24 protein-coding genes and 1 pseudogene are annotated in these 24394 nt (G+C 38.0%); 11 read left to right on the forward strand and 14 right to left on the reverse strand.

Going from position 1 to position 24394, the window contains the following annotated elements; genetic code table 11:
* Window positions 1–40 precede the first annotated feature (40 nt).
* The 4 genes from radC to C3K47_RS03430 all read right to left on the reverse strand — a co-directional run bounded on the left by radC (window position 41) and on the right by C3K47_RS03430 (window position 3880).
* Complete coding sequence (radC, locus tag C3K47_RS03415) at window positions 41–742, reverse strand: RadC family protein (protein ID WP_103787713.1); 702 nt, start codon at window positions 740–742, stop codon at window positions 41–43.
* Window positions 743–833: 91 nt separating this feature from the next.
* The gene (locus C3K47_RS03420) at window positions 834–1136 is read right to left on the reverse strand and encodes a hypothetical protein (protein WP_103787714.1); all 303 of its coding nucleotides are present in this window, start codon (window positions 1134–1136) and stop codon (window positions 834–836) included.
* A 158-nt stretch (window positions 1137–1294) separates the two neighbouring features.
* Window positions 1295–1999, reverse strand: coding sequence for an SDR family NAD(P)-dependent oxidoreductase (locus tag C3K47_RS03425; protein ID WP_103787715.1), 705 nt, complete (start codon window positions 1997–1999; stop codon window positions 1295–1297).
* A gap of 111 nt (window positions 2000–2110) precedes the next feature.
* Window positions 2111–3880 carry an aromatic amino acid hydroxylase gene (locus C3K47_RS03430; RefSeq protein WP_103787716.1) on the reverse strand — a complete coding sequence of 590 codons (1770 nt, stop codon included), beginning with the start codon at window positions 3878–3880 and terminating at the stop codon, window positions 2111–2113.
* A gap of 267 nt (window positions 3881–4147) precedes the next feature.
* Here C3K47_RS03430 and C3K47_RS03435 point away from each other — a divergent pair, with 267 nt between their 5' ends.
* The gene (locus tag C3K47_RS03435; protein ID WP_103787717.1) at window positions 4148–5044 is read left to right on the forward strand and encodes a DUF4349 domain-containing protein; all 897 of its coding nucleotides are present in this window, start codon (window positions 4148–4150) and stop codon (window positions 5042–5044) included.
* An 82-nt stretch (window positions 5045–5126) separates the two neighbouring features.
* Entirely contained in the window at window positions 5127–6224 is a 1098-nt protein-coding gene (locus C3K47_RS03440) for an aromatic ring-hydroxylating oxygenase subunit alpha (protein WP_103787893.1), read from the forward strand.
* On the opposite strand, the gene C3K47_RS03445 is transcribed toward C3K47_RS03440, so the two are convergent.
* Window positions 6189–7523, reverse strand: coding sequence for an amino acid permease (locus tag C3K47_RS03445; RefSeq protein WP_103787718.1), 1335 nt, complete (start codon window positions 7521–7523; stop codon window positions 6189–6191). The two genes, C3K47_RS03440 and C3K47_RS03445, sit on opposite strands and share 36 nt — an antisense overlap.
* A 196-nt stretch (window positions 7524–7719) precedes the next feature.
* Here C3K47_RS03445 and C3K47_RS03450 point away from each other — a divergent pair, with 196 nt between their 5' ends.
* Entirely contained in the window at window positions 7720–8097 is a 378-nt protein-coding gene (locus tag C3K47_RS03450; protein WP_103787719.1) for a BlaI/MecI/CopY family transcriptional regulator, read from the forward strand.
* A gap of 1 nt (window position 8098) precedes the next feature.
* The gene (locus C3K47_RS03455) at window positions 8099–10111 is read left to right on the forward strand and encodes a M56 family metallopeptidase (RefSeq protein ID WP_103787720.1); all 2013 of its coding nucleotides are present in this window, start codon (window positions 8099–8101) and stop codon (window positions 10109–10111) included.
* A 116-nt stretch (window positions 10112–10227) separates the two neighbouring features.
* Here C3K47_RS03455 and C3K47_RS03460 read toward each other — a convergent pair whose 3' ends face one another.
* On the reverse strand, window positions 10228–11706 hold the full coding sequence (locus C3K47_RS03460) for a glycine--tRNA ligase (RefSeq protein ID WP_103787721.1): 1479 nt from the start codon (window positions 11704–11706) through the stop codon (window positions 10228–10230).
* Between the two features lie 112 nt (window positions 11707–11818).
* On the opposite strand from C3K47_RS03460, the gene C3K47_RS19850 reads away from it, so the two are divergent.
* From C3K47_RS19850 to C3K47_RS03470, 3 genes and pseudogenes are all read left to right on the forward strand, one after another.
* On the forward strand, window positions 11819–11989 hold the full coding sequence (locus C3K47_RS19850; protein ID WP_207765228.1) for a DUF4160 domain-containing protein: 171 nt from the start codon (window positions 11819–11821) through the stop codon (window positions 11987–11989).
* Window positions 11967–12080 (forward strand): annotated as a pseudogene (locus tag C3K47_RS19855) (hypothetical protein); the annotation flags it as partial. The gene C3K47_RS19850 and the pseudogene C3K47_RS19855, both read left to right, overlap by 23 nt.
* 4 nt (window positions 12081–12084) lie before the next feature.
* Complete coding sequence (locus C3K47_RS03470) at window positions 12085–12387, forward strand: DUF2442 domain-containing protein (protein WP_103787722.1); 303 nt, start codon at window positions 12085–12087, stop codon at window positions 12385–12387.
* Between the two features lie 14 nt (window positions 12388–12401).
* On the opposite strand, the gene C3K47_RS03475 is transcribed toward C3K47_RS03470, so the two are convergent.
* Window positions 12402–13313, reverse strand: a complete 912-nt coding sequence (locus C3K47_RS03475; RefSeq protein ID WP_103787723.1) for a hypothetical protein — start codon at window positions 13311–13313, stop codon at window positions 12402–12404.
* Window positions 13314–13484: 171 nt separating this feature from the next.
* On the opposite strand from C3K47_RS03475, the gene gldA reads away from it, so the two are divergent.
* The 3 genes from gldA (at window position 13485) to gldG (ending at window position 16922) form a co-directional block, all read left to right on the forward strand.
* Entirely contained in the window at window positions 13485–14384 is a 900-nt protein-coding gene (gene gldA / locus C3K47_RS03480) for a gliding motility-associated ABC transporter ATP-binding subunit GldA (RefSeq protein WP_103787724.1), read from the forward strand.
* Between the two features lie 72 nt (window positions 14385–14456).
* The gene (gene gldF / locus C3K47_RS03485; protein ID WP_103787725.1) at window positions 14457–15185 is read left to right on the forward strand and encodes a gliding motility-associated ABC transporter permease subunit GldF; all 729 of its coding nucleotides are present in this window, start codon (window positions 14457–14459) and stop codon (window positions 15183–15185) included.
* 48 nt (window positions 15186–15233) lie between these two features.
* The gene (gene gldG / locus C3K47_RS03490) at window positions 15234–16922 is read left to right on the forward strand and encodes a gliding motility-associated ABC transporter substrate-binding protein GldG (protein WP_103787726.1); all 1689 of its coding nucleotides are present in this window, start codon (window positions 15234–15236) and stop codon (window positions 16920–16922) included.
* Between the two features lie 83 nt (window positions 16923–17005).
* On the opposite strand, the gene C3K47_RS03495 is transcribed toward gldG, so the two are convergent.
* The 6 genes from C3K47_RS03495 to C3K47_RS03520 form a co-directional block, all read right to left on the reverse strand.
* Window positions 17006–17548: a fasciclin domain-containing protein gene (locus C3K47_RS03495; protein WP_103787727.1), complete on the reverse strand. Its 543-nt coding sequence runs from the start codon at window positions 17546–17548 to the stop codon at window positions 17006–17008.
* 28 nt (window positions 17549–17576) lie between these two features.
* On the reverse strand, window positions 17577–18059 hold the full coding sequence (locus C3K47_RS03500) for a nuclear transport factor 2 family protein (protein WP_103787728.1): 483 nt from the start codon (window positions 18057–18059) through the stop codon (window positions 17577–17579).
* A gap of 20 nt (window positions 18060–18079) precedes the next feature.
* Window positions 18080–18493 (reverse strand): hypothetical protein, encoded by a 414-nt coding sequence (locus C3K47_RS03505; protein WP_165784619.1) that lies wholly within the window; start codon window positions 18491–18493, stop codon window positions 18080–18082.
* A gap of 138 nt (window positions 18494–18631) precedes the next feature.
* Window positions 18632–20236 (reverse strand): RICIN domain-containing protein, encoded by a 1605-nt coding sequence (locus tag C3K47_RS03510; protein ID WP_103787730.1) that lies wholly within the window; start codon window positions 20234–20236, stop codon window positions 18632–18634.
* 119 nt (window positions 20237–20355) lie between these two features.
* Entirely contained in the window at window positions 20356–21099 is a 744-nt protein-coding gene (locus C3K47_RS03515) for a LytR/AlgR family response regulator transcription factor (RefSeq protein WP_103787731.1), read from the reverse strand.
* Window positions 21100–21120: 21 nt separating this feature from the next.
* Complete coding sequence (locus tag C3K47_RS03520) at window positions 21121–23166, reverse strand: tetratricopeptide repeat-containing sensor histidine kinase (protein ID WP_103787732.1); 2046 nt, start codon at window positions 23164–23166, stop codon at window positions 21121–21123.
* Between the two features lie 217 nt (window positions 23167–23383).
* Here C3K47_RS03520 and C3K47_RS03525 point away from each other — a divergent pair, with 217 nt between their 5' ends.
* Window positions 23384–23845, forward strand: a complete 462-nt coding sequence (locus C3K47_RS03525; protein WP_103787733.1) for a hypothetical protein — start codon at window positions 23384–23386, stop codon at window positions 23843–23845.
* 2 nt (window positions 23846–23847) lie between these two features.
* Here C3K47_RS03525 and C3K47_RS03530 read toward each other — a convergent pair whose 3' ends face one another.
* Complete coding sequence (locus C3K47_RS03530; RefSeq protein WP_103787734.1) at window positions 23848–24171, reverse strand: hypothetical protein; 324 nt, start codon at window positions 24169–24171, stop codon at window positions 23848–23850.
* Between the last annotated feature and the right edge of the window lie 223 nt (window positions 24172–24394).

The raw sequence follows: 24394 nt of genomic DNA on the forward strand, positions 1-24394 counted from the left end.
CGCTAAGTCAAAACTTAGCGTTTCTGTTTTTTAATTCCTACTACATTTTACCTTCATCAGCAAAACTATAAAAACCACCGTCAGTAATAATAAGATGATCAACCACAGCTATATCGAGCATTAGACCTGCTTGTTTAAGCTTAGAAGTTAAAATTAGATCTTGCTGGCTGGGTTTTAAATTTCCGGAAGGGTGATTATGAACCAACACCACATTGGAGGCCGTATGTTCAAGCGCTAATTTGAAGATAATCTTTGGATCGACCACAGTTGATGATACACCACCTTTACTGATGTTTTGTACAGAAAGCACACGATTAGAGCGGCCTAAAAAAACAGCCCAAAATTCTTCATGGCCGAGGTCAGCCAAATAAGGCCGCATTAACAGATAAGTGTCTTTACTGGAAATAATTCGAGTAATTTTGGTTGCATCTTCTTCCTTCCTCCTTCTTCCTAACTCCAATGCAGCTAAAATAGAAATAGCTTTCGCCTCTCCTATTCCATTAAACTTAACTAATTCCTTAATACTCAATTTAGCCAAGGTGTTTAAATCATTATTCACCGCATTTAAAATATGCTTGCTTAAATCAACAGCGCTAAGCTTTGCGGTTCCTGAACCTATTAAAATGGCGATCAGTTCGGCATCGCTCAAACTCTGGCGGCCTTTCAGCATCATTTTTTCACGCGGACGATCGTCCTCCGCCCAAGCTGTAATAGGCAGTTTTTTGTCGTAGATATTTTCCATATTTTAAGTAGAAGTTGTATTGAATGCAAAATGTAAAGCACGAAAAAAGCAGAACCGTGAAGTCCTGCTTTAACTAAATAATATAATCTAACTAATGACCTTTTTTTTCGTCTAATCCTTTAAGCGATTTATATCGCTTTTCGTTATTTCTATACATCCACCATCCTGCAAACAACCCACAAAAAACACAAACCGGCAATCCCCAATAAATTCGTATTAACAAGTACTGATCCATATCCTCAATACCTCTAAGAAAATCGATCCCAATTACAATAAGAACAATAGGAATGGCATATTGCAAAAGGCCAATTCTGATAGCGAATCGCAGTTTATTTTCCTTTCGCTCTTTTTCCCATTTACGTAAAAAGGCAAAATCATTTTTGGGCTGAGGCATACTGATCGCGTTAATAATTAGATGTTAAAAATTAACAAACATTTTCAGCAATTGAAAGACAAAAAGTTGACCAAATGAAAAAACACTTCCAATGCGGAGCGTTTCAATGTTTTATAATTTACAGTGCATATAGGTTAAGACAGGTAGTCTACCTTAAATTACGGTGTTGTGGTGGCTACCGGAATGATCTTTCCATTAAAAAACTTATGTCCAGTAAGTGCAAAATCGGCAATGTATTTACCCATTTCAAATGCAAGCACCGGTGCCTGATAACCAGGAAATGCCTTTTCCAACATTTCGGTTTGCGCCGAACCAAGTGCCAGGCAGTTAACCTTAATCTTTTGCTCTTTAAGCTCTTCTGCCAAACATTCGGTTAGGTTGTGTAATGCCGCCTTGCTTGCCGAATACGACACCAAACCCGGAAACTTTACGCTTCCCTGGAAACCGCCCATGCTGCCAATGTTAAGAATATGGGCATTTTCAGAAAAATAAGGCAATAACTGCTGAATCATCCGGATGTGCCCATACAAATTACTGTGCATCATTTGGTCGAAATCAGCGAGGTTTAATTCAGCAAAAGGTTTATTGATCAACTCCCCGGCATTGTTAATGAGTATATCAACTTTACCAAACAGTTGTTTTACAAAGGGAAGCAAGCCACCTTCGTAATCGCCTGAAAAAATGTCAAAAGCAATTGCATACAGCTTAGAACCCGGATTCAGTTGCTCATTGATGCTTGCCAATTTAGCCAGTCGTTCTTCAGTGCGGGCCAATGCTATGATGTTAACATTTGAATGAGCTGCCAATTCGAGAGCGGCTTCAAAGCCTACTCCACTGCTGGCTCCGGTTATGATAATGTTCATGAATAGTTATTAAAAGGTCCATAGTTGATAGACCATGGACCATAGTTTTTGTTGCAAAGATAAAATTGTATATGAGCCATGGACAATTGACCATGGCCTATAAAGTTATTTTTAATGGACTAAGTCAATTACCGGATTGGCAATCAATGAAAAGCCATCATTAATTAACTTAGTCATTGATGGGTTACTTGCTGCTTTATTTTTTAGCCCGAGCTTAATATCATCAGCTAGTTCAGGGTGCAGCGCTGTATGTTCAAAAATCTCTAAAATTTCAAGAGCACATAGCCAATCGTTGTTATGTTCGGTTTTCAGCGAATCCCAAACAGATGGTAAAAGTGCCACATCGGCCTTATGCTCACGTACATTCCTAACTATACGATACAATTCATGCAAGCGTACTGTTTGATTATCGAACTGAATCTGATGTGTTTTAGTCTCAGAAACCAACGCTATTGGTTCAAATGCATCTTTATCGGCGGCACCGCAAAATACCGAATCGATTTTATGCCCTACAGCCATATCATAAACTCCCCAGAAAGGCTCGAAATAAACCTTACCTGAGTTTTTGTCGTACACTTTACAATCAATAAAGCTCAAAAGAACCAATTTCTCTTCTTCCTGAATCACCGATTTTAAGGTACCTTCCACCACAATCCCGCTTTCAAACTCCAACACCGTAGGTTCACCCAGCTCAATTCCCATATTCTTAAAGTCATTAATATGAAAATCTTCCAAAGGCATATCAAAATTCTTCAACTTGCCTACCGGAGAACTAAAGCCATCAGAATGATAGGTTTTGCCATGACTATCTAATTGGTTGTCGTTATAACTTAATGCCGAAGGCCCTGTTGTTTTAATGTAAACTGGTTCATCATTCGCATTCAGAACTATATCGGTAAACGTACCAGTAACCTGCAAGCCTGAGCTGAACACTGCTGTACAAGTATTTTTGCACTCAATAGCTTTCATCAAGCCATGGGTTCCTCCCTTTCTGAACGACATTGTAGAAGCAAATTCTTCCAATACGTTTATCAGGGTTTCAAAATCAGGGGTTACAAATAATTGGGGCTGCGGTTTGGTGATATCGTACGAATAATTCAGCGTATCTATCGAATAAGGCAGTTTGATTACATCCGGGCGCATACATGATGCACTTTCACCAATTGACGAAAGCAAGCCCGCTCCATAAATTTTAGGATCCTCAAGGGTTCCGATCAAACCGTATTCAACAGTCCACCAATGCAAACGACTCAACAGAGCCATTTCCGAGGGCTCTCCCAAATTTTGCTGCTTAAACTCCAGATCTTTTTCTGCTTGCACAATATCAGCAGGATCGGCATCAGGCATCTCTTTTAAAATAGATAAATGACGTATAGCTTCATACAATTCAAAATCTTTGGACGAATACATGGCCTTTGATCCGATGTAACCGAAATAGCTTAAGTAATCGGCGTAACGAGATTCTCCAATAATAGGCGCATGTCCTGCCGACTCATGGATAATATCCGGTGCAGGAGTATATTCAATATGATCGATCTGACGAATATCTGCCGCAATTACCAATACTTTATAAGCCTGAAACTCCATGAAAGCTGCAGGAGGAATAAATCCATCAACTGTAACTGCCCCCCAGCCTATTTGGCCAAGAGCGTCATTCATTTCCTGCAAACTGGGGATCTTTTCTATGGTTAACCCTGCCTTTTTTAAGCCTGGAATGTAGGGGTAAAAGGCCACATCTTTCAGATAGCTATAGTTTTGACGCATTACGTAACGCCAAATAGCATGATCAACCGGTGTGTAATGCTCATAATGCTGTTCAACGATGTATTGCTTCAAATGGTTAGGCAAAGCTGCCACTTGTTTATTGCTAAAGGTATTCATTAACTTAAATTGATTGGTGGTGTAAATTTAGCAATCAGGAGTATTTATCAATAACTTTTTGAATTAAGTTAAGGTGGAAACCTGAAAAATAAATCGACCGAGAATTTCTATAAAAAAAATTACAATACCAAGGGTTACATTTTTAGGTATTTGAGCATTAATGAAAACTAATTTATAAGAACCTAGCGTAATTTATAGCTGCCAATTCTAGACTACCCAGACATAACGTACCTAAGGTTAAATTCATCCTTTTAAAACCTTATTATAATGAAAAACGTACAAAAACTACTAATTGTAGTTCTTTCAGCTACCGCTATGAGCTGTGGCCAAGGAAAAAAAGCTGAAAATTACGAAAACTCCGCAGACAGTTCTGTTGTTGCATCATCTTCTGCAGCTGTTGAAACCACCCATACTTCAGGAAGAAGATTCATTCGTTCTTCAGAATTAAAGTTTAAAGTAAAAAACGTTACGGAGGCTACTTACAAAATTGAAGACATTACTAACAGAAACGGAGGCTTTGTTACCTTAACAAACCTGAACAGTAATGTAGATTATACAAATACGACCAAAGTGAGCGCTGATTCATCCGTTGAATCGAAATATGTAACCGTTACAAATGAAATGACCATCAGGGTGCCTAATACCAAACTCGATACTACCTTAAAAGACATCGCAAAGCTGGTTGACTTTTTAGATTATCGTATAATAAAATCAGATGATGTTAGCTTGCAATTGCTTTCCAATAATTTAACTCAACAACGCATAACCCAAAACGAACGTCGATTGACTAATGCCATTGATAATCGTGGCAAAAAATTGAATGAAACTTCAAACGCAGAGGAGACCCTATTGAACAAACAGGAAGAAGCTGATAATGCCAAAATCTCAAACCTTAATCTGGAAGATCAGATCAATTTCAGTACTGTTCAGCTTTCTATTTATCAGCGCCAATTGGTAAAACAAGAGTTGATTGCCAACCAGGAAAACATCAAACAGTATGAACCGAGCTTCTTTAGTAAAGCCAAAGAATCGTTCATCACCGGTTTTGAAATACTGTCTGACCTGATTGTTTTTATCATCAGACTTTGGGCGTTGATCCTTCTGGCGGTGGTTGCTTTTATTCTTTACAGAAGATATGGCTATAAATTGAGAAAGGAAGTGTAAACAGATATAAAACGAGAAGGAAGATCGTTCTTCTCGTTTCTTTCTTTATATTTCAACATCAATCAATTAGCGAAACATGAACATGGAAAAGTTTTTCATCAATCCTGATATTACGAAGGCTGAGACTTTACCAACGTCATTTTATAAAAGCATAGCTCTTTTTGAGGAATCCAAAGAAAAGATCTTTGCTAAGAGCTGGCAGTTAATAGAATCAGAAGAATATGCAAAACAGGCGGATGAGGCTTTTCCATTTTCATTATTACAAGGTTTTTTAAACGAGCCTTTGGTTTTAGTCAGAAATCAGAACCATGAATTAAACTGCTTTAGCAATGTTTGCACCCACCGTGGAAACATTTTGGTTCATCACCCCGGTAAATACAAAAAGTTCATCTGCAATTATCATGGCCGAAAGTTTAATACCGATGGCCAATTTGAATCGATGCCCGAATTTAAGGAGGCCAAAGATTTTCCAAGAGCCTGTGAGGATCTTCACCAAGTTGAGGTAAAAGAATGGAATGGATTCCCATTTGTTTCATTAAACCCAGGCTTTGATTTCGATAATGTAGCTGCCATTTTAAATGAGCGTGTTGGCTTTATGCCGGTTTCCCAGTTTCAGTTTCGCCCCGAACTATCAAGAGAATACCTGGTAAACGCTCATTGGGCACTGTATTGCGATAATTACCTAGAAGGTTTTCATGTTCCTTTTGTCCACCCAGACTTGAACAAGGTTTTAGATTACCAACAGTACAGAACACTCATCTATGATTATTGTAACCTGCAAATAGGCATTGGTGATCATGCTGAGGAATGCTTTAACCTGCCCGAAAATCACGTTGATCATGGGCAAAAAATAGCTGCGTATTACTATTGGCTGTTTCCAAACATGATGCTCAATTTTTATCCCTGGGGATTAAGCATAAATATTGTAAAGCCTATTTCAATTAAGCAATGCCAGGTTAAGTTTTTAACTTATATGTACGACGAATCGAAATACGATAAAGGAGCGGGAGCGCTTTTAGATAAAGTAGAACGTGAAGATGAATTTGTGGTGGAGAATGTACAACGAGGCATTAACTCGCGGTTTTATAAGAATGGCCGTTTCTCTCCGACACGAGAACAAGGCGTTCACCATTTCCACTCCCTTTTAAGCCGTTTTATCACTGGCGAAATTATCTCTTAACTGTTTATGAGCTGTTTTCTGAAACAGGTAATAAAAAGGAACACCGGCAATTAACAAGATGATTCCGTAAAGAATACTTTTCGAACCGGTTCCTATAATAGCTCCAATAGAAAACAGAAAGGCGATAATGGTAATAACCACAAGCTTAGTATTCTTTCTCCATCTAAAATCGGCTTGCGTTTTTCGCCTAATCATTAACTCGGCTACCGAACAAAAAACATACGGAATCAGCGTGGACAGCGTTGACAAAAGAATAAGATTTTGGAATTGTTCCTGCAGCGATTTTGAATAATTTAAGGTAATGGCAATGCACACCAGTATGCTCGAAATAATTAAAGCATTTGCAGGTACATTATTCTTGTTTTTCTTTTGAAAGAATGAAGGGAATGCTCCATTTCGGGCCACTGCATAAGCTACTTGTCCCTGCATTAAAACCCAACCATTTAATGTGCCTACACAGGCAATCACTGCCGAAATTCCAACAATAATATAGAAAACGTTCCCTCCTATTAGCTGCGCAGAATCAGCAAAAGGCGCTGTAGACTTGGTCAAATCGACGTTAGTTAAAATCCCCATTACTGCAGTACTGGAAAATATATAGATTACCGAAGCCAATATAGTTCCGACAATCGTTGCCTTCGCTATGTTTTTCTCCGGATTACGAATATGCTCGGCAGGAACGGTAGCGGATTCCAAACCAAGAAAGGACCAGAGTGTTAATGCAGCAGTTTGTAAAAAAATAGATGGATAACTGATATGCTGTGGACGAACCCAAAAGTTGGTCGATTTAAAATAAAAGAAACCCACTGTTCCGATAATTATCAATGGTATAATTTTAAGAATAGTGGTAACCATCTGAAACTGGGCTGCTTCTTTTATTCCTTTCAGATTGATAAATGTTATTATCCATACCACAGCAATACCAATGCTTAAGGCTGCCAATGGATATTGATTGAGAACCGGGAAAAATGAAGATAAAGTGGCGACCAGTGTGATAACTATTGCTGCATTACCCGTCCAGACGGCTATCCAATACCCCCAGCCTATTATAAAACCCATCAAAGGACCAAATGCCTTATCAACATAAATATAAAGACCACCGGTAAATGGAAGCAACTTACTTAAACGCGCAAAAACAATGGCGAGCGTAACAGCTCCTACGGTTGAAATAAGCCAGCCCCATAAACTAAAATAGCCAAAAACCGCCAATGATGCTGGTAGTAATAGAATTCCTGTACCAATCATGTTTCCTGAAACAAGTGCGGTGGCATGTAAAAATCCAATCTTTTTATCGGGCATAGTAGCGTTTCGTTATGATCAATTTAATTATAAATATGTCGCTTTCAAAACTCCCATAATCAACCTATCTTTCTGAAAACCAAGCCTACAACATTTTTGTTACGAAACATTTCGTAGATATATTTTTAAATACGAAAGTCTTCGTATATATTTGATATACGAAACAATTCGTAGACAAACTTAGCGTTTAGAACGTATGAAAATTCCGAAACCTACCGATGCCGAATTAGAGATACTGCAAGTATTGTGGGAACATGGCGCCAACACCGTCCGTTTTGTAAACGAACATCTGAATGAAAAAAAAGAAACAGGGTACACCACTACCCTAAAGCTCATGCAAATTATGCATGGCAAAGAAATGTTATCTCGAGATGACAGAAACCGTACACACATTTTTGACGCAGCAGTTAAAGAAGATGATATTCAAAAAGAGCTGCTGGATAAGTTTCTGGATGCTACTTTCAGAGGCTCGGCATCGAAACTTGTGATGCACGCACTGGGAAATTCTCAAACATCAAAAGAAGAGCTCGATCAAATTCGGCAACTTTTAGATCAATTAGAAGGAGGTAAATAATATGAATTCCTTTGATTCTATCTTAAACGGAAACTTTTCACAGGCCTTAGGCTGGACCCTTATCCATTCAATCTGGCAAATTGCTATTATAAGCTTAATACTTGCCGCGTTGATGGTTGTTTTAAGAGATAAAAGCGCCCGCTTACGTTACAATGTGGCCATCGGTTCACTTGGAGCCGTTTTGGCAATCTCTATATTTACTTTTTTGAGTGTATGGACCAGCACACCTGCAACTTCGCAAAGTATCAATTTCAACCAACTTAGCTACAGTCAGTTGTTTTTTGAGGCTAACACCCAAAGCAACTTCGTTTCAAACTGGTGGAATTTACTAGGTTCATTTATTCAACAAAACTTAAACCTGATCTTAATTGCCTGGACAATTGGGGTAGCAATCCTTTCTGTTCGACTGATCGGTGGAGTGTCTTATATATTCCGTTTAAGAAATCGGCATTTAAAACCCGTTACTGAACAGTGGCAAAACAAGCTTAAAAAACTTGAAGACCGATTTGAAATAAAACGTAAAGTGGCGTTGTTTGAATCGGCGCTGGTGCAAATCCCAACCGTTGTTGGATATCTGAAACCTTACATTTTAGTCCCTCTAGGTACTTTTGCAGCTTTACCTGCTAATCAGATTGAAGCCATATTAGCGCATGAATTAGCACATATTAAACGTAACGATTACCTGATCAACATCTTACAAACCATTGTCGAAATCATTTATTTCTTCCACCCTGGAATTTGGTGGATCAGTAATACGATCAGAAAAGAACGCGAATTATGCTGTGATGATTTAGCCGTATCCTCAGGATGCGATGCCATCTCACTTGCCCGCGCATTATCAAATATTGAAGAATTTTTCAGCACTCAACCAAAAACAACATTAGCTATGGCACTTAACGGAAAGGGATCGTTATTAAATCGGATCAAGCGTTTAATTGGTCACCAGGAACAAAGCACAACAACTCTTAACAGTTTCTCTGGAACAGCGATTATACTTATTGCTGCAATTATCACTTTTACAATGAATAGCACCAATGTGTTTTCATCAGAGAAAAAAGATAAAAAGCCAATTGAGAAAACTCTTAACACTGAAAAAACACCTGTTCAGGCGGTCTCATTAACTAATATTTCTTCGGGTAAGTTTGTGAATTTGGACAGTATCAAGATCAATAATAATGTAAGTATTGATGATAAAGACGCCGTGGTAATTATTAAAAACGATAAAGGAGAGGTAAAAGAAATTAAGGTGAATGGCAAAGCTATTCCTAAAGAAAACTGGAATCAAAAAGAGCTACAAATGGCAATTAGCCAGCGAATGGGTACTCAGGTAGCGCCTATTCCACCTCCTCCACCTGTTGGAGCTGCTTCTCCTATAGGTGCCGTTCCTCCAGTTCCGCCTACTCCACCAGTTCCAGGATCTAGCGCATTGCCTCCTATTCCTCCAGTACCTGCACTACCTCCCATGAGTTTTAATTTCCCTGGGTTTAATTTCAACCTAGACATGAGTGATTACAAGGAAAACATGACTCCTGCCGAACGTAAAGCCTTTGAGAAGAAAATGAAAAAGTTTGAAAAGGATATGGAGGCCTGGGGTAAAGAATACGAGAAGAACTTTGGAAAAGACTGGGAACAAAAAATGGAGAAAGAATGGGAGCCTCAATTAAAGCAATGGGAAATGAGCATGGATGAATGGTCAAAACAAGCGGCTCCTCAACTGGAAGCTATGGCTGCCAATATGGCGAATATGAATCCAGAGGTAAACATGAACTTTCCTGCTCACAGTTTCAATTTTGACATGAACAATAACTTTTCATTGTCATTGGAGCAGGCATTGGTGGCTGATGGATTGATCAAGAAAGATGAAAGTTATAGTTTCATGATTTCAGGCAGAAATAAAGAGTTAATTATAAACGGCAAAAAACAATCGCCCGAAGTATTTGAGAAATATGATAAACTGGTAAGAAAATCATCTGGAGCCAAAGGCGAGGACTACACCTTTAGCATTTCGAAGTAATTCTCTTTTGTAGATTCATATTAATAAAAATGCCTGTCTGGTTAAAACCGACAGGCATTTTTTATGTAAAGTAATAGCCTTCGACTACGCTCAGGCTAGCTTAAAAGGTCATTTAACTATCCTAACAAATTCTTCCAGCTCACCATTTTACCGATAATGCTCTCCAACTGATCAATAGCTACACGCTCCTGCTCCATTGAATCGCGGTGGCGGATAGTTACGGTGTTATCTTCTAACGATTGATAGTCAACGGTGATACAGAAAGGTGTTCCAATAGCATCCTGACGACGATAACGTTTTCCAATTGCGTCTTTCTCATCATATTGCATATTGAAATCCAGCTTCATCTTATCCATGATCTCACGCGCTTTTTCAGGTAATCCGTCCTTTTTGGTTAACGGAAGTACCGCAGCTTTAACAGGAGCCAATGCCGGGTGGAATTTCAATACCACGCGAGAATCTTGTTTATCGCCTTCACTCAAATCCTGCTCTTCATACGCATTGCACATGGTTAACAAGAACATACGATCTAAACCGATAGAAGTTTCAATAACATATGGCACATAGTTTCCGTAAGGTTTGCCTTCTGCATTTAGCTCAGGATCGAAATATTGCATTTTCTTTCTTGAATATTCCTGGTGCTGGCTTAAGTCAAAATCAGTACGAGAGTGAATACCTTCAACTTCTTTAAAGCCAAATGGGAATTCAAACTCAATATCTACAGCAGCATTTGCATAATGCGCTAGTTTAGTATGATCGTGGTAACGGTATTTCGCAGGATCTGTACCTAAAGCCTTGTGCCATTTTAAGCGAGCTTCTTTCCAGTAGGCATACCATTCCATTTCGGTACCCGGACGAACAAAGAACTGCATTTCCATTTGTTCGAACTCACGCATACGCATAATAAACTGGCGGGCAATTACTTCGTTACGGAATGCCTTACCAATTTGCGCAATACCGAAAGGAATCTTCATTCTTCCTGTTTTTTGAACATTCAAGAAGTTTACGAAGATACCCTGAGCCGTTTCAGGACGTAAATAAACTACATCTGCCTCGTCAGCCATTGCTCCAAATTGCGTGTTAAACATCAGGTTAAACTGACGAACATCGGTCCAGTTGCGGGTGCCGGAAACAGGACATGCAATCTCGTGCTCAATGATCAATTCTTTTAAGCCAGGCAAATTCTCAGCTTTCAGGTATTCATCCATTTTAGCCTGAAGTTCTTCAGCCTTTTGGGTTTTACCGTCTTTCTCATACTTGGCAATTTTATCTTCTAACAAGTTATCGGCACGATAACGTTTTTTAGAGTCTTTATTATCGATCATCGGATCGCTAAAGCCATCAACGTGACCTGAAGCTTTCCAGATTTTCGGATGCATAAAAATTGCCGAATCAATCCCGACAATATTCTCATGCATTTGAACCATGGCTTTCCACCAATAGGTTTTAATATTATTTTTTAGTTCAGCACCTAACTGCCCGTAGTCGTAAACAGCGCTTAAACCGTCATAAATTTCGCTCGAAGGGAAAACAAAACCGTACTCTTTTGAGTGTGAGGTAACATTTTTAAATAGTTCGTCGTTGTTTTTACTCATAGTGGCGCAAATATATTTTTTATCAGCCAAAAAAACACGGTTTGTACGGCATTAATTTGAAACTAACAGCTTTATCTTTTAGTAAATTTGTCAGACATCACCTTAATGAACCATGCCTGAAATAAGCAGATTTTATGGAATAATCATTAGAATGTTTTTTGATGATCATAACCCGCCACTCTTTCATGTAATCTATAACGAATACAGAGCAGAGTATGAAATAAAAACATTAACTCCTTTGGTAGGTTCTTTTACCCAAACGGGCACATCAGCTTGTTACTGAATGGGCAACAATTCATCAAAAAGAATTATTATTAAATTGGAATAACTTGCAAAATGAAATACCTGCTAATAAAATAGCTCCTTTAGATTAAAGTTATGTACAAAACAGCAGTGATAACGGAACTTAACGTTTTGGATAATTTCCATATAAAACTAAAATTTGATGATGGATTTATCCGAATTGTTGATTTTAATCCATGGCTAAATAAAGGTCCAATGACCAAACCTCTATCAAATCCGGAGTATTTTAAGCAAGTAAAAATTATAGATAGAGGACATGGAATTGAATGGCCAAACGGTTACGATTTTTGCCCTGATTATTTGCGTCATTTGGACAAGTATCAAGCAGAAAGCGGCTCGAACAATCAAGTTGCCGAACCGCCCGAAGAGTATCATTAGCCAAATACAAACTTCTAAAAATATTCTTCGATATAAGTACTGAGGAAATTATTGAAAGCTATCATCGTTTTTTGACTTTGGGATCCTTTATCCGACATTTTAAAATCCCCCGCTATACTTCCTACTCCTAACATTTTTGTCTTTAAATGATTTAGTAACGGGTCACTGACCTCACCATCGGGAAAGGAGTAACCTATTGACATTTTTGGAACTCCCAATAAGACCAATTTTAAGTCCGCATTAAATTTACTAAAAGTGCTTAATAGAGCAGTGTAATCGAGTGTATCTGTGTCATATTTAAACATTGAAATCATAAAGGAAGAATCAGGAACAGCAAAAATAAAGTCCTTAAGTTTCAATTTAGTCTTGTTTCCGGATAGATCATTATTCAAGATCACCTTTTTTACTAATCCCGAATATGCGTCCGCTGTAATTACCTCATCCTCCATTGCCATAATGCCTAATTGGTGAAAAGCCATTTTAGTATATTCGGGTAATTCTAAAACAGTACAGTAATCAAAAGAAAAATAAGATTTATTCACTGATGCTTTTCTGAAATATATATCATCGATTTCCACTAACTCACTGTCAATTTTCGCATCCCAAACCAATGGCAAATTCCTAGGAACATTCGTGAGTATTAATTTTCGCTTTTTGATATGAGAGATGTATTGAATTTCACTTCTTTTAATATCATAAAAAGTGTCATAAACTTTTTTGACATTAGGATCCATCACAATCGTTCTGACCGAATCATTATGATAGTAGCAATTTACCCTTAGCGTTTTTTTAGAATTGGAGTTAACTTCATAAGCGAAAAAAGCGTCCCTTTTTAATGTTTGTCCATGTACAGAAATTAGGCTTGAGTTTAATAATATCAGAATAAAGATGTTTAAGATTTTAGGGTTCATTAAAATAGCTAGCATATTACTGCAAACATAAAATTTTTAGCACAAATTTATTTCAACATTTAAGCACGTAAAATATTTATACTATATGGAGCCTTTTATTACTTTCGCAGGTGATTTTTGATAATTGATTTATAGAGGCTTATTCTATCCTTCAATCATTCAATCATTCAGTCATTACAAGAAAGCATGTCGGTAATAGTAGAACAATTAACCAAACAATACCAACACCAAACGGCCGTAAACAGCATTTCATTTGAAGCTCATCCCGGCCGTATTATGGGTTTTTTGGGGCCTAATGGCGCCGGAAAGTCCACCACGATGAAAATGCTTACCGGCTTTATTCCACCTTCCTCAGGGAAAGCGAGCGTTTGCGGTTTCGATATTGTTGAGCAATCATTAGAAGTTCGCAAGCATATTGGATACCTTCCTGAGCACAACCCGTTGTATTTAGAGATGTATGTAAAAGAATCACTGGCTTTTACTGCAGCGATGCATAAGTTAAAAAACCCGACTAAACGCATTGCCGAGGTAATTGAAATGGTAGGTTTGAACGTGGAGCAGCATAAAAAGATCGGTCAGCTATCAAAAGGATACCGTCAACGTGTGGGATTGGCACAAGCAATCATTCATGATCCTCAGGTGTTGATTTTGGACGAACCGACCACAGGTCTCGATCCGAATCAGTTAGCTGAAATCAGAGGATTGATAAAAAACATTGGGAAAGAGAAGACCGTTATTTTCTCTACCCACATTATGCAGGAAGTTGAAGCCATTTGCGACCAGGTGGTGATCATCAATAAAGGGCTTATTGTTGCCAACGACAATACCTCTAATTTGAAGAACCTGCTTTCAGGAGGATTTACTTTTTATGTTGAATTTGACAATTCCGTTTCGGAAGAACAGTTAATGACTATTGAAAGCGTAAATGCTGTTCAGCAGGTAAATAATCATGAATGGAAACTAAGCAGTACTGCCGATATCAGAAAACAGGTTTTTGACTTTGCCAAATCGAATGACCTTGCTCTTCTGAGCTCTAAGCAGGAAGAAAGTTCATTGGAAGATATTTTTAGAAACTTAACGCAATAATACTTTTTGACTCTGCGCCCCCGCGGTTAATTTCACCGCAGAGACGCAAAGATGCAAAGCTGAAAACAACACATGTATACGATACTTAAAAAAGAAATTTCAGGATTTTTAAGCTCAATGGTTGCGTATGTAACCATTATCTTTTTCCTGGTTATTACCGGTTTGTTTTTATGGGTATTCCCTGATTCAAGCATTTTAGATTACGGCTATGCCGGTCTCGACAGCCTGTTTTACATCGCCCCTTATGTATTCATGTTCCTTATTCCGGCTATTACCATGCGCTCTTTTGCCGAAGAAAAGAAAGAAGGAACCTTTGAATTACTTTCTACAAGTCCGATAACTGATTGGCAGATCATTTTAGGAAAATTTGGCGCAGGTCTTTTACTGGTTGTTTTTGCCCTTATTCCCACTATTGTTTATTACTATTCGGTTTATGAATTAGGTGCAACTCCCGGCAATCTCGACTCAGGAGCGGTAACTGGTTCTTATATCGGCCTTTTATTACTTGGAGCTGCATTTACAGCCATAGGCATTTTCAGTTCATCTATCACCAACAATCAAATTGTAGCTTTTATTATTGCGGTATTCTTATGCTTTATCGCATTTAATGGTTTCGAATCTATAAGCTCAATTGCTTCTTTAGGAACGCTTTCATCTGCGTTGATCAACCTGGGCATCAATGCTCATTATCAATCAGTGAGTCGCGGAGTGTTGGATACTCGTGACCTGATCTATTTCCTAAGCTTTGCCGCTGTTTTTCTGGCTGCAACAAAAACGGTTTTATCCGCACGAAAATGGTAATTCCATCGTGATCCTGGATGAAAAGTTTTAATACATGAAATTGACTCAATGAAAAATACCAAACAAAAAAATATATTTCAGCTTATCGGTTTTATCGCTGCTATTGTAGCCTTGAACGTTATAGCTTCCACGTATTTTACCCGCATAGATTTTACGAAAGAGAAACGCTATACTCTTTCTGGAACAACAAAAGGAATACTCCAGAACTTACAAAACGAAGTAGTTGTTAACGTTTATCTCGATGGAGAACTTCCGGCAAACTTTAAGCGCTTAAAAAAGTCGACGCAGGAAATGCTGGATGAGTTTAAAGCCTATTCGAACGGTAAACTTTACTTCAACTTTATTGATCCACTGGCATCAACCAATGTTGAAAAGCAAAATGCGATGATCGATTCATTGGCAAAATCAGGTTTACAGCCAACCAACCTAATGATGAAAACCGATAAAGGGAACACACAAAAGATCATCATTCCTGGCGCTTTGGTTTATTATGAAGGCCGACAATTGCCACTTAATTTATTACAAAATAGCAGCAGAGCCGGTGCCGGAACCCAGGAAGAAGCCATTAACGCTTCTATTGAAAACATTGAATACTCATTGGCATCTTCAATTAAGAAGTTATCCGAGAAGAATAAAGCCTTAATAGGGTTTACTATTGGTCATAATGAATTGGACGACCAACATCTTTCGGATATAGGCAGAAGTTTAGCCGAATCGTACCAGCTAAGACGGGTTGATTTAAACACGGTTAAACTGGCTGATCTTTTCAAGTTTAAAACGCTTGTAATTGCAAAACCAACTCAACCATTTGCCGAGCCTGAAAAATATAAACTCGATCAGTTTTTAATGAACGGCGGTCGTTTATTCCTTTTGATTGACCAGGTTAATGCAGAAACTGATAGCATTAGAACAAGAGGAATGTCTCTTGCAACTCCGTTAAACTTAAACCTCGACGATCAGTTATTCCGTTACGGAGCCCGGGTAAATTATGATTTGGTTGAAGACGTGTATTGTGCGCGTATCCCGGTTATTTTAGGCGAAGGCAATCAGTCCCAGCAAGAACTTTTGCCTTGGGTGTATTATCCAATGTTGATCTCCACTTCAAGCCACCCAATTGTTCGCAACTTAGATGCTGTACGTTGTCAGTTTATTAATTCGATAGATACGATTGGCAATAAGAACATTCATAAAACAGTTTTATTGACCACTTCGCCATATACACGCAAAGCTAAAGTTCCAGCTATGTTGTCGCTGGCAAGTGTGCAGGACGAACCTGATCCGAAAGATTATACTGGAGGACCGCAAGCTGCCGCAGTGTTATTGGAAGGGAAATTCAACTCGATATTTAACAACCGAACAATTGAGGGCGCAGACTTAAGCACTCCATTCAAAGCTGAAAATAAAGAGAGTAAGATCATTCTTATAGCTGACGGCGATGTGATCAGAAACGACGTTTCGGCTTTAGACAAGCAGATCTTTCCCTTAGGATTCGACAAATACACCAACCAAACCTTTGCTAACAAAGTGTTTGTAGAAAACAGCATCGACTATTTAAGTGATGATTCGGGATTGTTAACTCTTCGAACTAAAGAAATTAAAATCCGCTTGCTGGATAAAGAAAAGATCAGAGCTCAACGTTTGCAATGGCAGTTAATTAACACGATTGCTCCGGTAGCCTTGGTATTGTTGTTTGCTATAGGCCATTCGTATTATCGAAGAAGAAAGTACTCAGCCTAAGAAATAAGAAAAATAGTTGCACAAACTCCATGTGGCGAAAAAAAAGCTCCCTATTTTGGGAGCTTTTTTATTTGGAAGAAACTTTAGTTATACAAAACTCCATCCAGCACCTGGATCACATTATATTTTCCCTCAACATCACTGTATATAGTTTTAGCTTTTTGATTGATTAAAGGATGATGCTCCTTTTCCATGCTCATCGGATGATCATCGCATTGAATCTCTATTTTTTCATTATTAAGACTATAAAACACCTTTGTAACTTTTCCACCTCCTACACTTCCATTAAAAACCTGGGCAAAAAGCACTTTGCCCTTCAATAAATGTGCTCGTATAAACTTTTGGGCTAAAGCCTTATCTTTTTGGGCATTCTCAATAAAACCTTTAGGCATATTATTAAAAGCCTCATTGGTTGGCGCAAATAAAGTAAATGATGATTTTGAAGATTGCAATTCGGGTAAATCAGCGGTTTTAAGTAACCCTACCATAACACTAAAATGCTCCTTATCCTTAGCCAGGATCTCATCGAATCCAGCGTACGGCGGAATAACTATTGGCCGAAAATCTTGTGCAAAAACTGTATTAAAAGTGCAAATGCAAATAATACAAAGAATAAATTTTTTCATGGGTTTTAATTTTAGGATAAATGATAGTTTAATTTTTCAAAGGAGGCGGTTCCATGCTCACCTTGCCAATTAGCGGTTTAAGCATCATCCCTGCCATGGTTCCTTGCCAGTGAATGTATTGCCAATGATCATCCTTGTACTCCCATCCGCTTGTGTAGAGTATTTCAGCAACTTGCTGACTGCCTACGTAAATCTTAGCCCTTCCTGTACGAAAAGCCACATTACCGAATATTCGTTGTTTTTGTTCAGAAAGCTTAGCCACAGATCCTTTAAACCTTGGCACTGCCGGCAATGCTTCATTGAGCGTTTGCGCTTCACCATTTGCATTAATGGTATAATAATCAGATCCGCATAGTTTTCTAAAAGCCGCTGAATCTCCGGCTGTGGTAGCATCAAACATGCTTTTCTCTACCGCATCCAGTTGTTTAATTTCATCAGCCGATAGTGGCTTAGACTGGTTACAAGCACAGGTGACCATTAAAAGCATGGCCAATAATTGAACATTTTTCATATCGATCGTTTTTAATAGAATTAAGGATAAATTTTAAATCCCGAGAAGGTGGTTCCTCCTGGTGAGCCATTTCCAAATACGATTAATGAAGAATCTACCGATTTAAGTACTTCGAGACTCAAAATATCTCCAGCATTAAGTTTTAAGGTGCAACTAAATAATTGTTCAGTAGCATAATTGGCAATAAAGTTTAATACTGTGCCACTATGAGCCAATAAATACTTTCCATTCTTCATTATATAAACATTACAGCTAACTCCATTAATTGCAATCCTACTCATCCACGTTAATCTTATATCAAAGTGATAATAACCATCACTTTTCACTTTAAATGTTCCATTATTATCTGAGGGCCAGTCGTTATATTGTCTTTGAAGCCCAAGAATAGGTACTTGTTCAGTCCCCTTAACCGTAACACTTTCTGGAAGCGACATTATAAACACCTCCCGAGAGTTATTATCTGGCTGACCTTGCCCCAATAAAACCATTGGAAACAGTAAGCAAATCAGGCCGAGGATACTCCTGAGTATCCTTGAAAATTTATTTTTAAAAACCATGGCGAATTAGTTTAATTATTGAACAGTAGTGATTTTGAACAGATTATTTATGCCGGATGGTGCTGATCCACCTAATGTGAGTGCTTCTCCATTATTCATCGTATTCACCTGAATATACCTGCCATTACCGGCCGACTTGATATAATATTGACCTTCGGCGGCACGCTCTAAAAACCAAAATTGGGTTGAGTTATTGCTTCTATCGCTTACTACCAAGTTGTTATTTTCAATATCAAGGCATTTTCCATACTTCATATTAATCACTCTAAACTGAGCTGATCCTGCAGCATCTAATGCTATTTTCCATTGTTGCTGAGTCCCATCAGGAGCGCATGGCCCGTCTGCATTATTTTGGCTAAACTGTTGGACTTTACGACCATTTGAAAAACAGCTAGACTCTACTTCCACGGCTTTTCCACTGAAAACAGTATTCATTCTGTATACGGCTGGGGTGGCGAATGGAGAACTGTTCTTGGTTTCCGTTTTATCAACCATTTCAACAATACCAATATTATTCAACGTAAGGTCGTTCAAACACATTCGAATTGGAACACCAAACTTGTTGTAATACATTGGAATAAGCTGATAAGCGCCGGCCATATTCCCAAACACCGGAATACTGGTATTTAATGTGAACTCTATTTGAGCCGCGATAATGTTCAAATTACCAATGGATGATTGCATAGGAAAGTCATAGATCCTATTATCAGGAGTAATAGCCCTAATAAAGAATGACCTAACATTTGAGGGAAAAGCCCCAATATTTCGTGCACGTAAACTGATCTGAATCCCATCGCCATATATTCTTTTTCCTGTACTTGATGACGGTGGATTAGTTACGGTTGGTGCTCCAAGGGTTACAATATCGGTGTAGGTGGGACGAGAACTTGCGGTAAAGACGTCGGTAGAATTGGGGTCTAGTTCTAAGGCTACAAAGTAGCTTCTGTAATTATTTCCGGTGGGGGCACCATTTGCATATTTATGAATTAGAGTTCTGCTTTTTATGTCCAGATCGATTAGTATTTGCTGATCATTAAAGTTTGGATCATAAATAAAGATCCGATTATAGCGCTTATCATAACCATAAACTAAAACCTGATGCCCTAACAACACGCCTGCCACTGCATTTCTTAATCCGAGCAACACAAATTTACCCTGATTAATTGCCTGGACAATTCTTGGAAATTCATCACCCAAACTCCAATTAAAATGATTCTCATCTGTATCAAATCCAGGAAGAACAACGGTTCTTGAATAAGACGCATAAGATGACAATTGAAGTCCGAAAATATAGCCCCATAGAGCTGAGTTTTCGGGAGGCACACATTCATTTATTCGTTTTCCATCAATCACCTCTCCACTCCAATAATTGCCGGAGTTATCATGTGTTGGAACGGGGATCTTACTTCTCCAATAATTAAAAACTGCCAATGACATACCTCCACATAGCCCTTTGGTATTTAAAGTACGTGGATAATTGACAAAGTTATTCGGAAAATGAAACCCATCTCTTTGAGGGTCAAAATCAAGCTTTTTAAAATCCTGAGCTTGGGTTAAATTAAAACTTAAGAGCATGATAGCACTTGCCAGATGCAGCTTTAGGGTTATTAACTTTTTCATAATAAATGCGTTAGATTAATAACACCAAGCTAATCACTCTTAGAAAGTGATTTTTGGAAGATGAGTAAACGGCAGTTCTATTGAGTAAAATGCAGGTAAGAAATAGAATCGGCAAAAAACTAAAGACTAAGTATTCGCATCAGCTCATCTTTGCGCTGACGGGAAATAGGAAGTTGTGCGCCATCATTCATCTCTATTGCTCCTCCCTCCGTTTTTATATATCTGCTAACTTCTTTTAGGTTGATAAGATAAGAGTGATGAATGCGCATAAATTGATAGCCAACTAACAATTCTTCTACATCTTTTAATGTTTTAGAAACCACCAATTTCGTTTTATCAACAAAAAACAAGGTGGTGTAATTGCTATCCGATTCACAATACACAATGGTTTCGGGCTTTACGAAATGAATGGCTTGCTGCGTTGAAAAGCTTACTTTTTCGGGAAGCGAATTGGGGGAAACATATTGCTGCATCAGTATCTCCAACTGCTGTTTAAAATTGCTATTTAAACGCTGGCGTTGGTACCGCTGAATGGTCTTTGTCAGATCCTCTGCATCAATCGGTTTTAGCAAATAATCAAAGGCTGCAAAACGAAATGCTTTTAGTGCGAATTGATTATAAGCGGTGGTAAAGATGGTTTCAAATGTTGGATCCGGAAACTGCTGTAAAACTTCAAAACCATTTTTTACCGGCATTTCTATATCTAAAAACACCAACTGCGGCTGATACTCCTGTATAGCGGCAATACCTTTATCTGCCGAATTACAAAGGGCCATGATTTGTACCTGTGGACAATAATTTTGCAATTGCCACTCCAGCATTTCCAGAGCATTTTTTTCGTCATCAATTAAAACCGCTTTCATAAATAAAACCCAACTAATACATTAAACAATAGGTATTTGCAGCACAATTTTGGTACCTGAAGGATGTCCATTTTCATCCGTAAGATCGTAGATGCTGATTGAATTTTTAAGTTGATATAAGTTATTGATAATTTGAATCCTGTCGCTGCTTATTTGCATTCCGTAAGATTTATACTTAATCATTTCTTTGCTTTTTAGCTCAATGGCCTTTTTTCTGCCAATGCCATTATCTTCAATCTCCGCTTGCAGCAAATGGCCATTGACTTTTTTAAACCTGATCCAGAGTTTGCCTTTTTCTTCTTTTTGCATTAACCCATGCCAGATGGCATTTTCTACATAAGGTTGAATAAGCATGGAAGGCAACTGCAAATTAGCTTCATCAACATTCTCCTCTTTTTGAATCTCATACTCAAAAGCATAATCGAAACGAAGGGATTCCATGTCAAGGTACAATTGGAGCGTTTGAATTTCTGCTTCCAAACTAATATGATCAATAGCCGAATTGTCGAGAATTAGCCTTATCAACTTGGCAAACCGGGTTAGATAATGCGAAGCCGTTTTGGTATCACTTTTAACTATATAGCGATTGATACTACCTAAACAGTTGAATATAAAATGAGGATTCATTTGAGCCCTTAATGCCCGCATTTCCACCTCTTTTACTTTCTTATTAAAGTTTGACCTTATTCTTAACCGATACCAACCAATAGAAACCAATAATAACACTGTTGCAGCCACTAAAACATAAATCCACCGTTGAAAGCGGCTTGCTGTCAATTGGGTTTCCTGCTTTTGTGCCTCTATTTTTTCATTAAAATAAGTATTCAGCGTTTGCCGTTCCTTTTGTTGATTAAGTTGAAGTTGAGCTTCCTCAATTACCTTTTGTTGATAATACAGCGCACTATCGTAGCGATGTTGTTGTTTAAACAATAAGGCCAACAATATCCCCGATCTTCTTAACGACTCCGCATCTCTCAGCGAACCAGCTAACCCAAATGCTTTTCGGGCATAATAAATAGCCGAATCAGCCTGGTTAGTTAATTTATAAATCGTTGCGATCCGTTCATACGACAATAATACCAGCTCCATATTATGATCATGATTGAGGCCCAACACAGAAGCCGACCGATAAAACCCCAAAGCCTTATTAGTATGTCTTTGTTGGTGCTCAATGTCACCTAAAAACAAATCGACGTGAGTAGAGATTTTATCACCAACTTGCTGAGCTTTTGCCGCATACCACTTTGCTGAATCATATTGATGTTTGCCTAAAAAAGAACTTCCGATCTTACAGTAAATATTACAAAGAGTCTCATGCAAGGGATGCATACTAATTAAGGGTTGTACCCAGGGCAAAGCCAGGCGATAGTTCTTAACCGCCTGTAATGTATCGTTCACTTGCCAATAAACATTGCCAATTTGATTATATAGGTAAACAATAGCAGCTGAGTCGTTCCTGAGCTTTCGAATTCGCAGCCCCTCTGCAAATAGCTCCAATGCTTTTTGAGTATTGCCCAACCGCAAAAACACTTCTCCTTGCAAGTTTATGGCATAAGCCTTCATTTCATCACTTTGCACCTTTGAGGCAAGGCTAAAAGTTTCCAATGCATATTTATAGCTGCTATCAAGATTATTATTTAAGAACCCGAATCCCTTGCTTAACGCACCACGCAGTCTCATTGAATCAGTAACTTCAGCTGTATAACCATTCAAATCTTTCCATCCTTCAATATTCCAAAGGAGAGTTGTATCACTACTTAAATCTACCTCACGATTTTGAATATTAAGACCATTTGATGTTGACTCAACAGACTGCCAACTTCCTCTGGTTATCTTAAATGAATAATGTCCTTTGGGAAGATTCGATAAGGTAATCTCTGTCCTAAAAGGGTTGATCCGTTTAAATTTAGATCTTTGATCACAAGGATTCCAATGGTTGAAGGAACCACTGAGATAATGAGCATGCTGCCCTGTAAAATCATTTAATTGTACGCGCAAATCATATTGCCCATACAATGACGAAAAAACCAATACTAATAAAAAGGTAGCAAGCAGGGTCTTCCTCATTTATATAGATTTAAAATAGCAAAACCACAGGTATTGCACCTACAGCTTTACTCAACTTTAAGCAAAGTACTTTTTTTAATATAAGCAATCAGCAAGAATGCGTTGACAGCATAACCCATAATGTAAATGGTTAAACATTTTTAGTAAACAGACCAACTTCACTTATATTTCAGTAAATTAACACCAATTGTTGCAAAGATTAATACGTTCTCAAATCATGCATTTTCTCGAGTACATTGGTTTTCTGTTACTTTCGTCGGTTAAGTTTTTCTTCTTTTACCCGGTATTTATTACTAAAGAAAACTACAATTTTTTCGAGGCCATGACCTTTGGCTTAACCTCGGGATTTATAGGCACTGTTACTTTTACTTTCTTTGGAGATCTGCTGTATAAATTCTTCCATAATCTTAAATTAAAACGAGAAGCTCAGCAACCTTCCAAACAAAAAAGCCCTAGCGTAAAGCAACGGCGATGGATCATTAAACTGCGCAATGGTTGGGGGTTATGGGGTATCGCTTTATTATCGCCGGTATTAATAACTATTCCTTTCGGCTGTTTCCTGGCTACTCGCTATTATCATAACAAACATAAAATACTTGGACATTTCATGCTGGCCATTGCCTTCTGGTCGGCATTTATTTTTCTTTTTAAATCGGCAATTGTTGGTTTGGTTTCTTAGACCTAAAATTCAATAAACTTTACAATTTCAACGCCTTGCGCTTTTTGCGGACCAATCATGGTGTAATAGGTAACCTCTCCTACTTTTTTAAACTCAACGAAGGCATTGGTCTTATTTATTTTGTATTTGGCGTCGATATCATTCTCATTCGAAACTTTATAATTTGTTTCTTTTATTTTCAACCATAAACCTCCACCATCAGCCGCCGGATCACCATACCAAATCACATCAACACGGCTTTGTTCAAATTTAATGTTCTCGTCTTTCTTAGAACAACAAACCAAAACAGCTGAAACAAAAACCAACAAAAGGATATTTTTTTTCATAAAACAATGTGCTATAGCTATTTCCAACACAAAACTAAATCATTGATAAAAATTAATCGTTAATAAATTGAAAAAGAATCTTTATTATCGTTAGCAACATTTGGTTTATTAACGAAACGTTGATACTTTCATCTTTTTAATTTTAAAACTTAGGCCTATTTTTGGTCTTTCGAATTTTACGCTTTATTTATTGCCGGTTTCTATTGACATTTAAAGAGTTGAA

The organism is Solitalea longa, from assembly GCF_002920915.1.
Classification (GTDB): Bacteria; Bacteroidota; Bacteroidia; order Sphingobacteriales; family Sphingobacteriaceae; genus Solitalea; species Solitalea longa.

Bases quoted from the DNA above. Each gene is read 5' to 3' on its own strand.
- C3K47_RS03455 (WP_103787720.1), top strand. From the start codon at position 8,099: ATGAATTCCTTTGATTCTATCTTAAACGGAAACTTTTCACAGGCCTTA.
- gldA (WP_103787724.1), top strand. From the start codon at position 13,485: ATGTCGGTAATAGTAGAACAATTAACCAAACAATACCAACACCAAACG.
- C3K47_RS03440 (WP_103787893.1), top strand. From the start codon at position 5,127: ATGGAAAAGTTTTTCATCAATCCTGATATTACGAAGGCTGAGACTTTA.
- C3K47_RS03435 (WP_103787717.1), top strand. From the start codon at position 4,148: ATGAAAAACGTACAAAAACTACTAATTGTAGTTCTTTCAGCTACCGCT.
- C3K47_RS03460 (WP_103787721.1), bottom strand. From the start codon at position 11,706: ATGAGTAAAAACAACGACGAACTATTTAAAAATGTTACCTCACACTCA.
- C3K47_RS03425 (WP_103787715.1), bottom strand. From the start codon at position 1,999: ATGAACATTATCATAACCGGAGCCAGCAGTGGAGTAGGCTTTGAAGCC.
- C3K47_RS03525 (WP_103787733.1), top strand. From the start codon at position 23,384: ATGCATTTTCTCGAGTACATTGGTTTTCTGTTACTTTCGTCGGTTAAG.
- C3K47_RS03515 (WP_103787731.1), bottom strand. From the start codon at position 21,099: ATGAAAGCGGTTTTAATTGATGACGAAAAAAATGCTCTGGAAATGCTG.
- C3K47_RS03450 (WP_103787719.1), top strand. From the start codon at position 7,720: ATGAAAATTCCGAAACCTACCGATGCCGAATTAGAGATACTGCAAGTA.
- C3K47_RS03495 (WP_103787727.1), bottom strand. From the start codon at position 17,548: ATGAAAAAATTTATTCTTTGTATTATTTGCATTTGCACTTTTAATACA.
- C3K47_RS03505 (WP_165784619.1), bottom strand. From the start codon at position 18,493: ATGTCGCTTCCAGAAAGTGTTACGGTTAAGGGGACTGAACAAGTACCT.
- C3K47_RS03500 (WP_103787728.1), bottom strand. From the start codon at position 18,059: ATGAAAAATGTTCAATTATTGGCCATGCTTTTAATGGTCACCTGTGCT.
- C3K47_RS03420 (WP_103787714.1), bottom strand. From the start codon at position 1,136: ATGCCTCAGCCCAAAAATGATTTTGCCTTTTTACGTAAATGGGAAAAA.
- C3K47_RS19850 (WP_207765228.1), top strand. From the start codon at position 11,819: ATGCCTGAAATAAGCAGATTTTATGGAATAATCATTAGAATGTTTTTT.
- C3K47_RS03445 (WP_103787718.1), bottom strand. From the start codon at position 7,523: ATGCCCGATAAAAAGATTGGATTTTTACATGCCACCGCACTTGTTTCA.
- C3K47_RS03510 (WP_103787730.1), bottom strand. From the start codon at position 20,236: ATGAAAAAGTTAATAACCCTAAAGCTGCATCTGGCAAGTGCTATCATG.
- gldF (WP_103787725.1), top strand. From the start codon at position 14,457: ATGTATACGATACTTAAAAAAGAAATTTCAGGATTTTTAAGCTCAATG.
- C3K47_RS03470 (WP_103787722.1), top strand. From the start codon at position 12,085: ATGTACAAAACAGCAGTGATAACGGAACTTAACGTTTTGGATAATTTC.
- gldG (WP_103787726.1), top strand. From the start codon at position 15,234: ATGAAAAATACCAAACAAAAAAATATATTTCAGCTTATCGGTTTTATC.
- C3K47_RS03520 (WP_103787732.1), bottom strand. From the start codon at position 23,166: ATGAGGAAGACCCTGCTTGCTACCTTTTTATTAGTATTGGTTTTTTCG.
- radC (WP_103787713.1), bottom strand. From the start codon at position 742: ATGGAAAATATCTACGACAAAAAACTGCCTATTACAGCTTGGGCGGAG.
- C3K47_RS03430 (WP_103787716.1), bottom strand. From the start codon at position 3,880: ATGAATACCTTTAGCAATAAACAAGTGGCAGCTTTGCCTAACCATTTG.
- C3K47_RS03475 (WP_103787723.1), bottom strand. From the start codon at position 13,313: ATGCTAGCTATTTTAATGAACCCTAAAATCTTAAACATCTTTATTCTG.
- C3K47_RS03530 (WP_103787734.1), bottom strand. From the start codon at position 24,171: ATGAAAAAAAATATCCTTTTGTTGGTTTTTGTTTCAGCTGTTTTGGTT.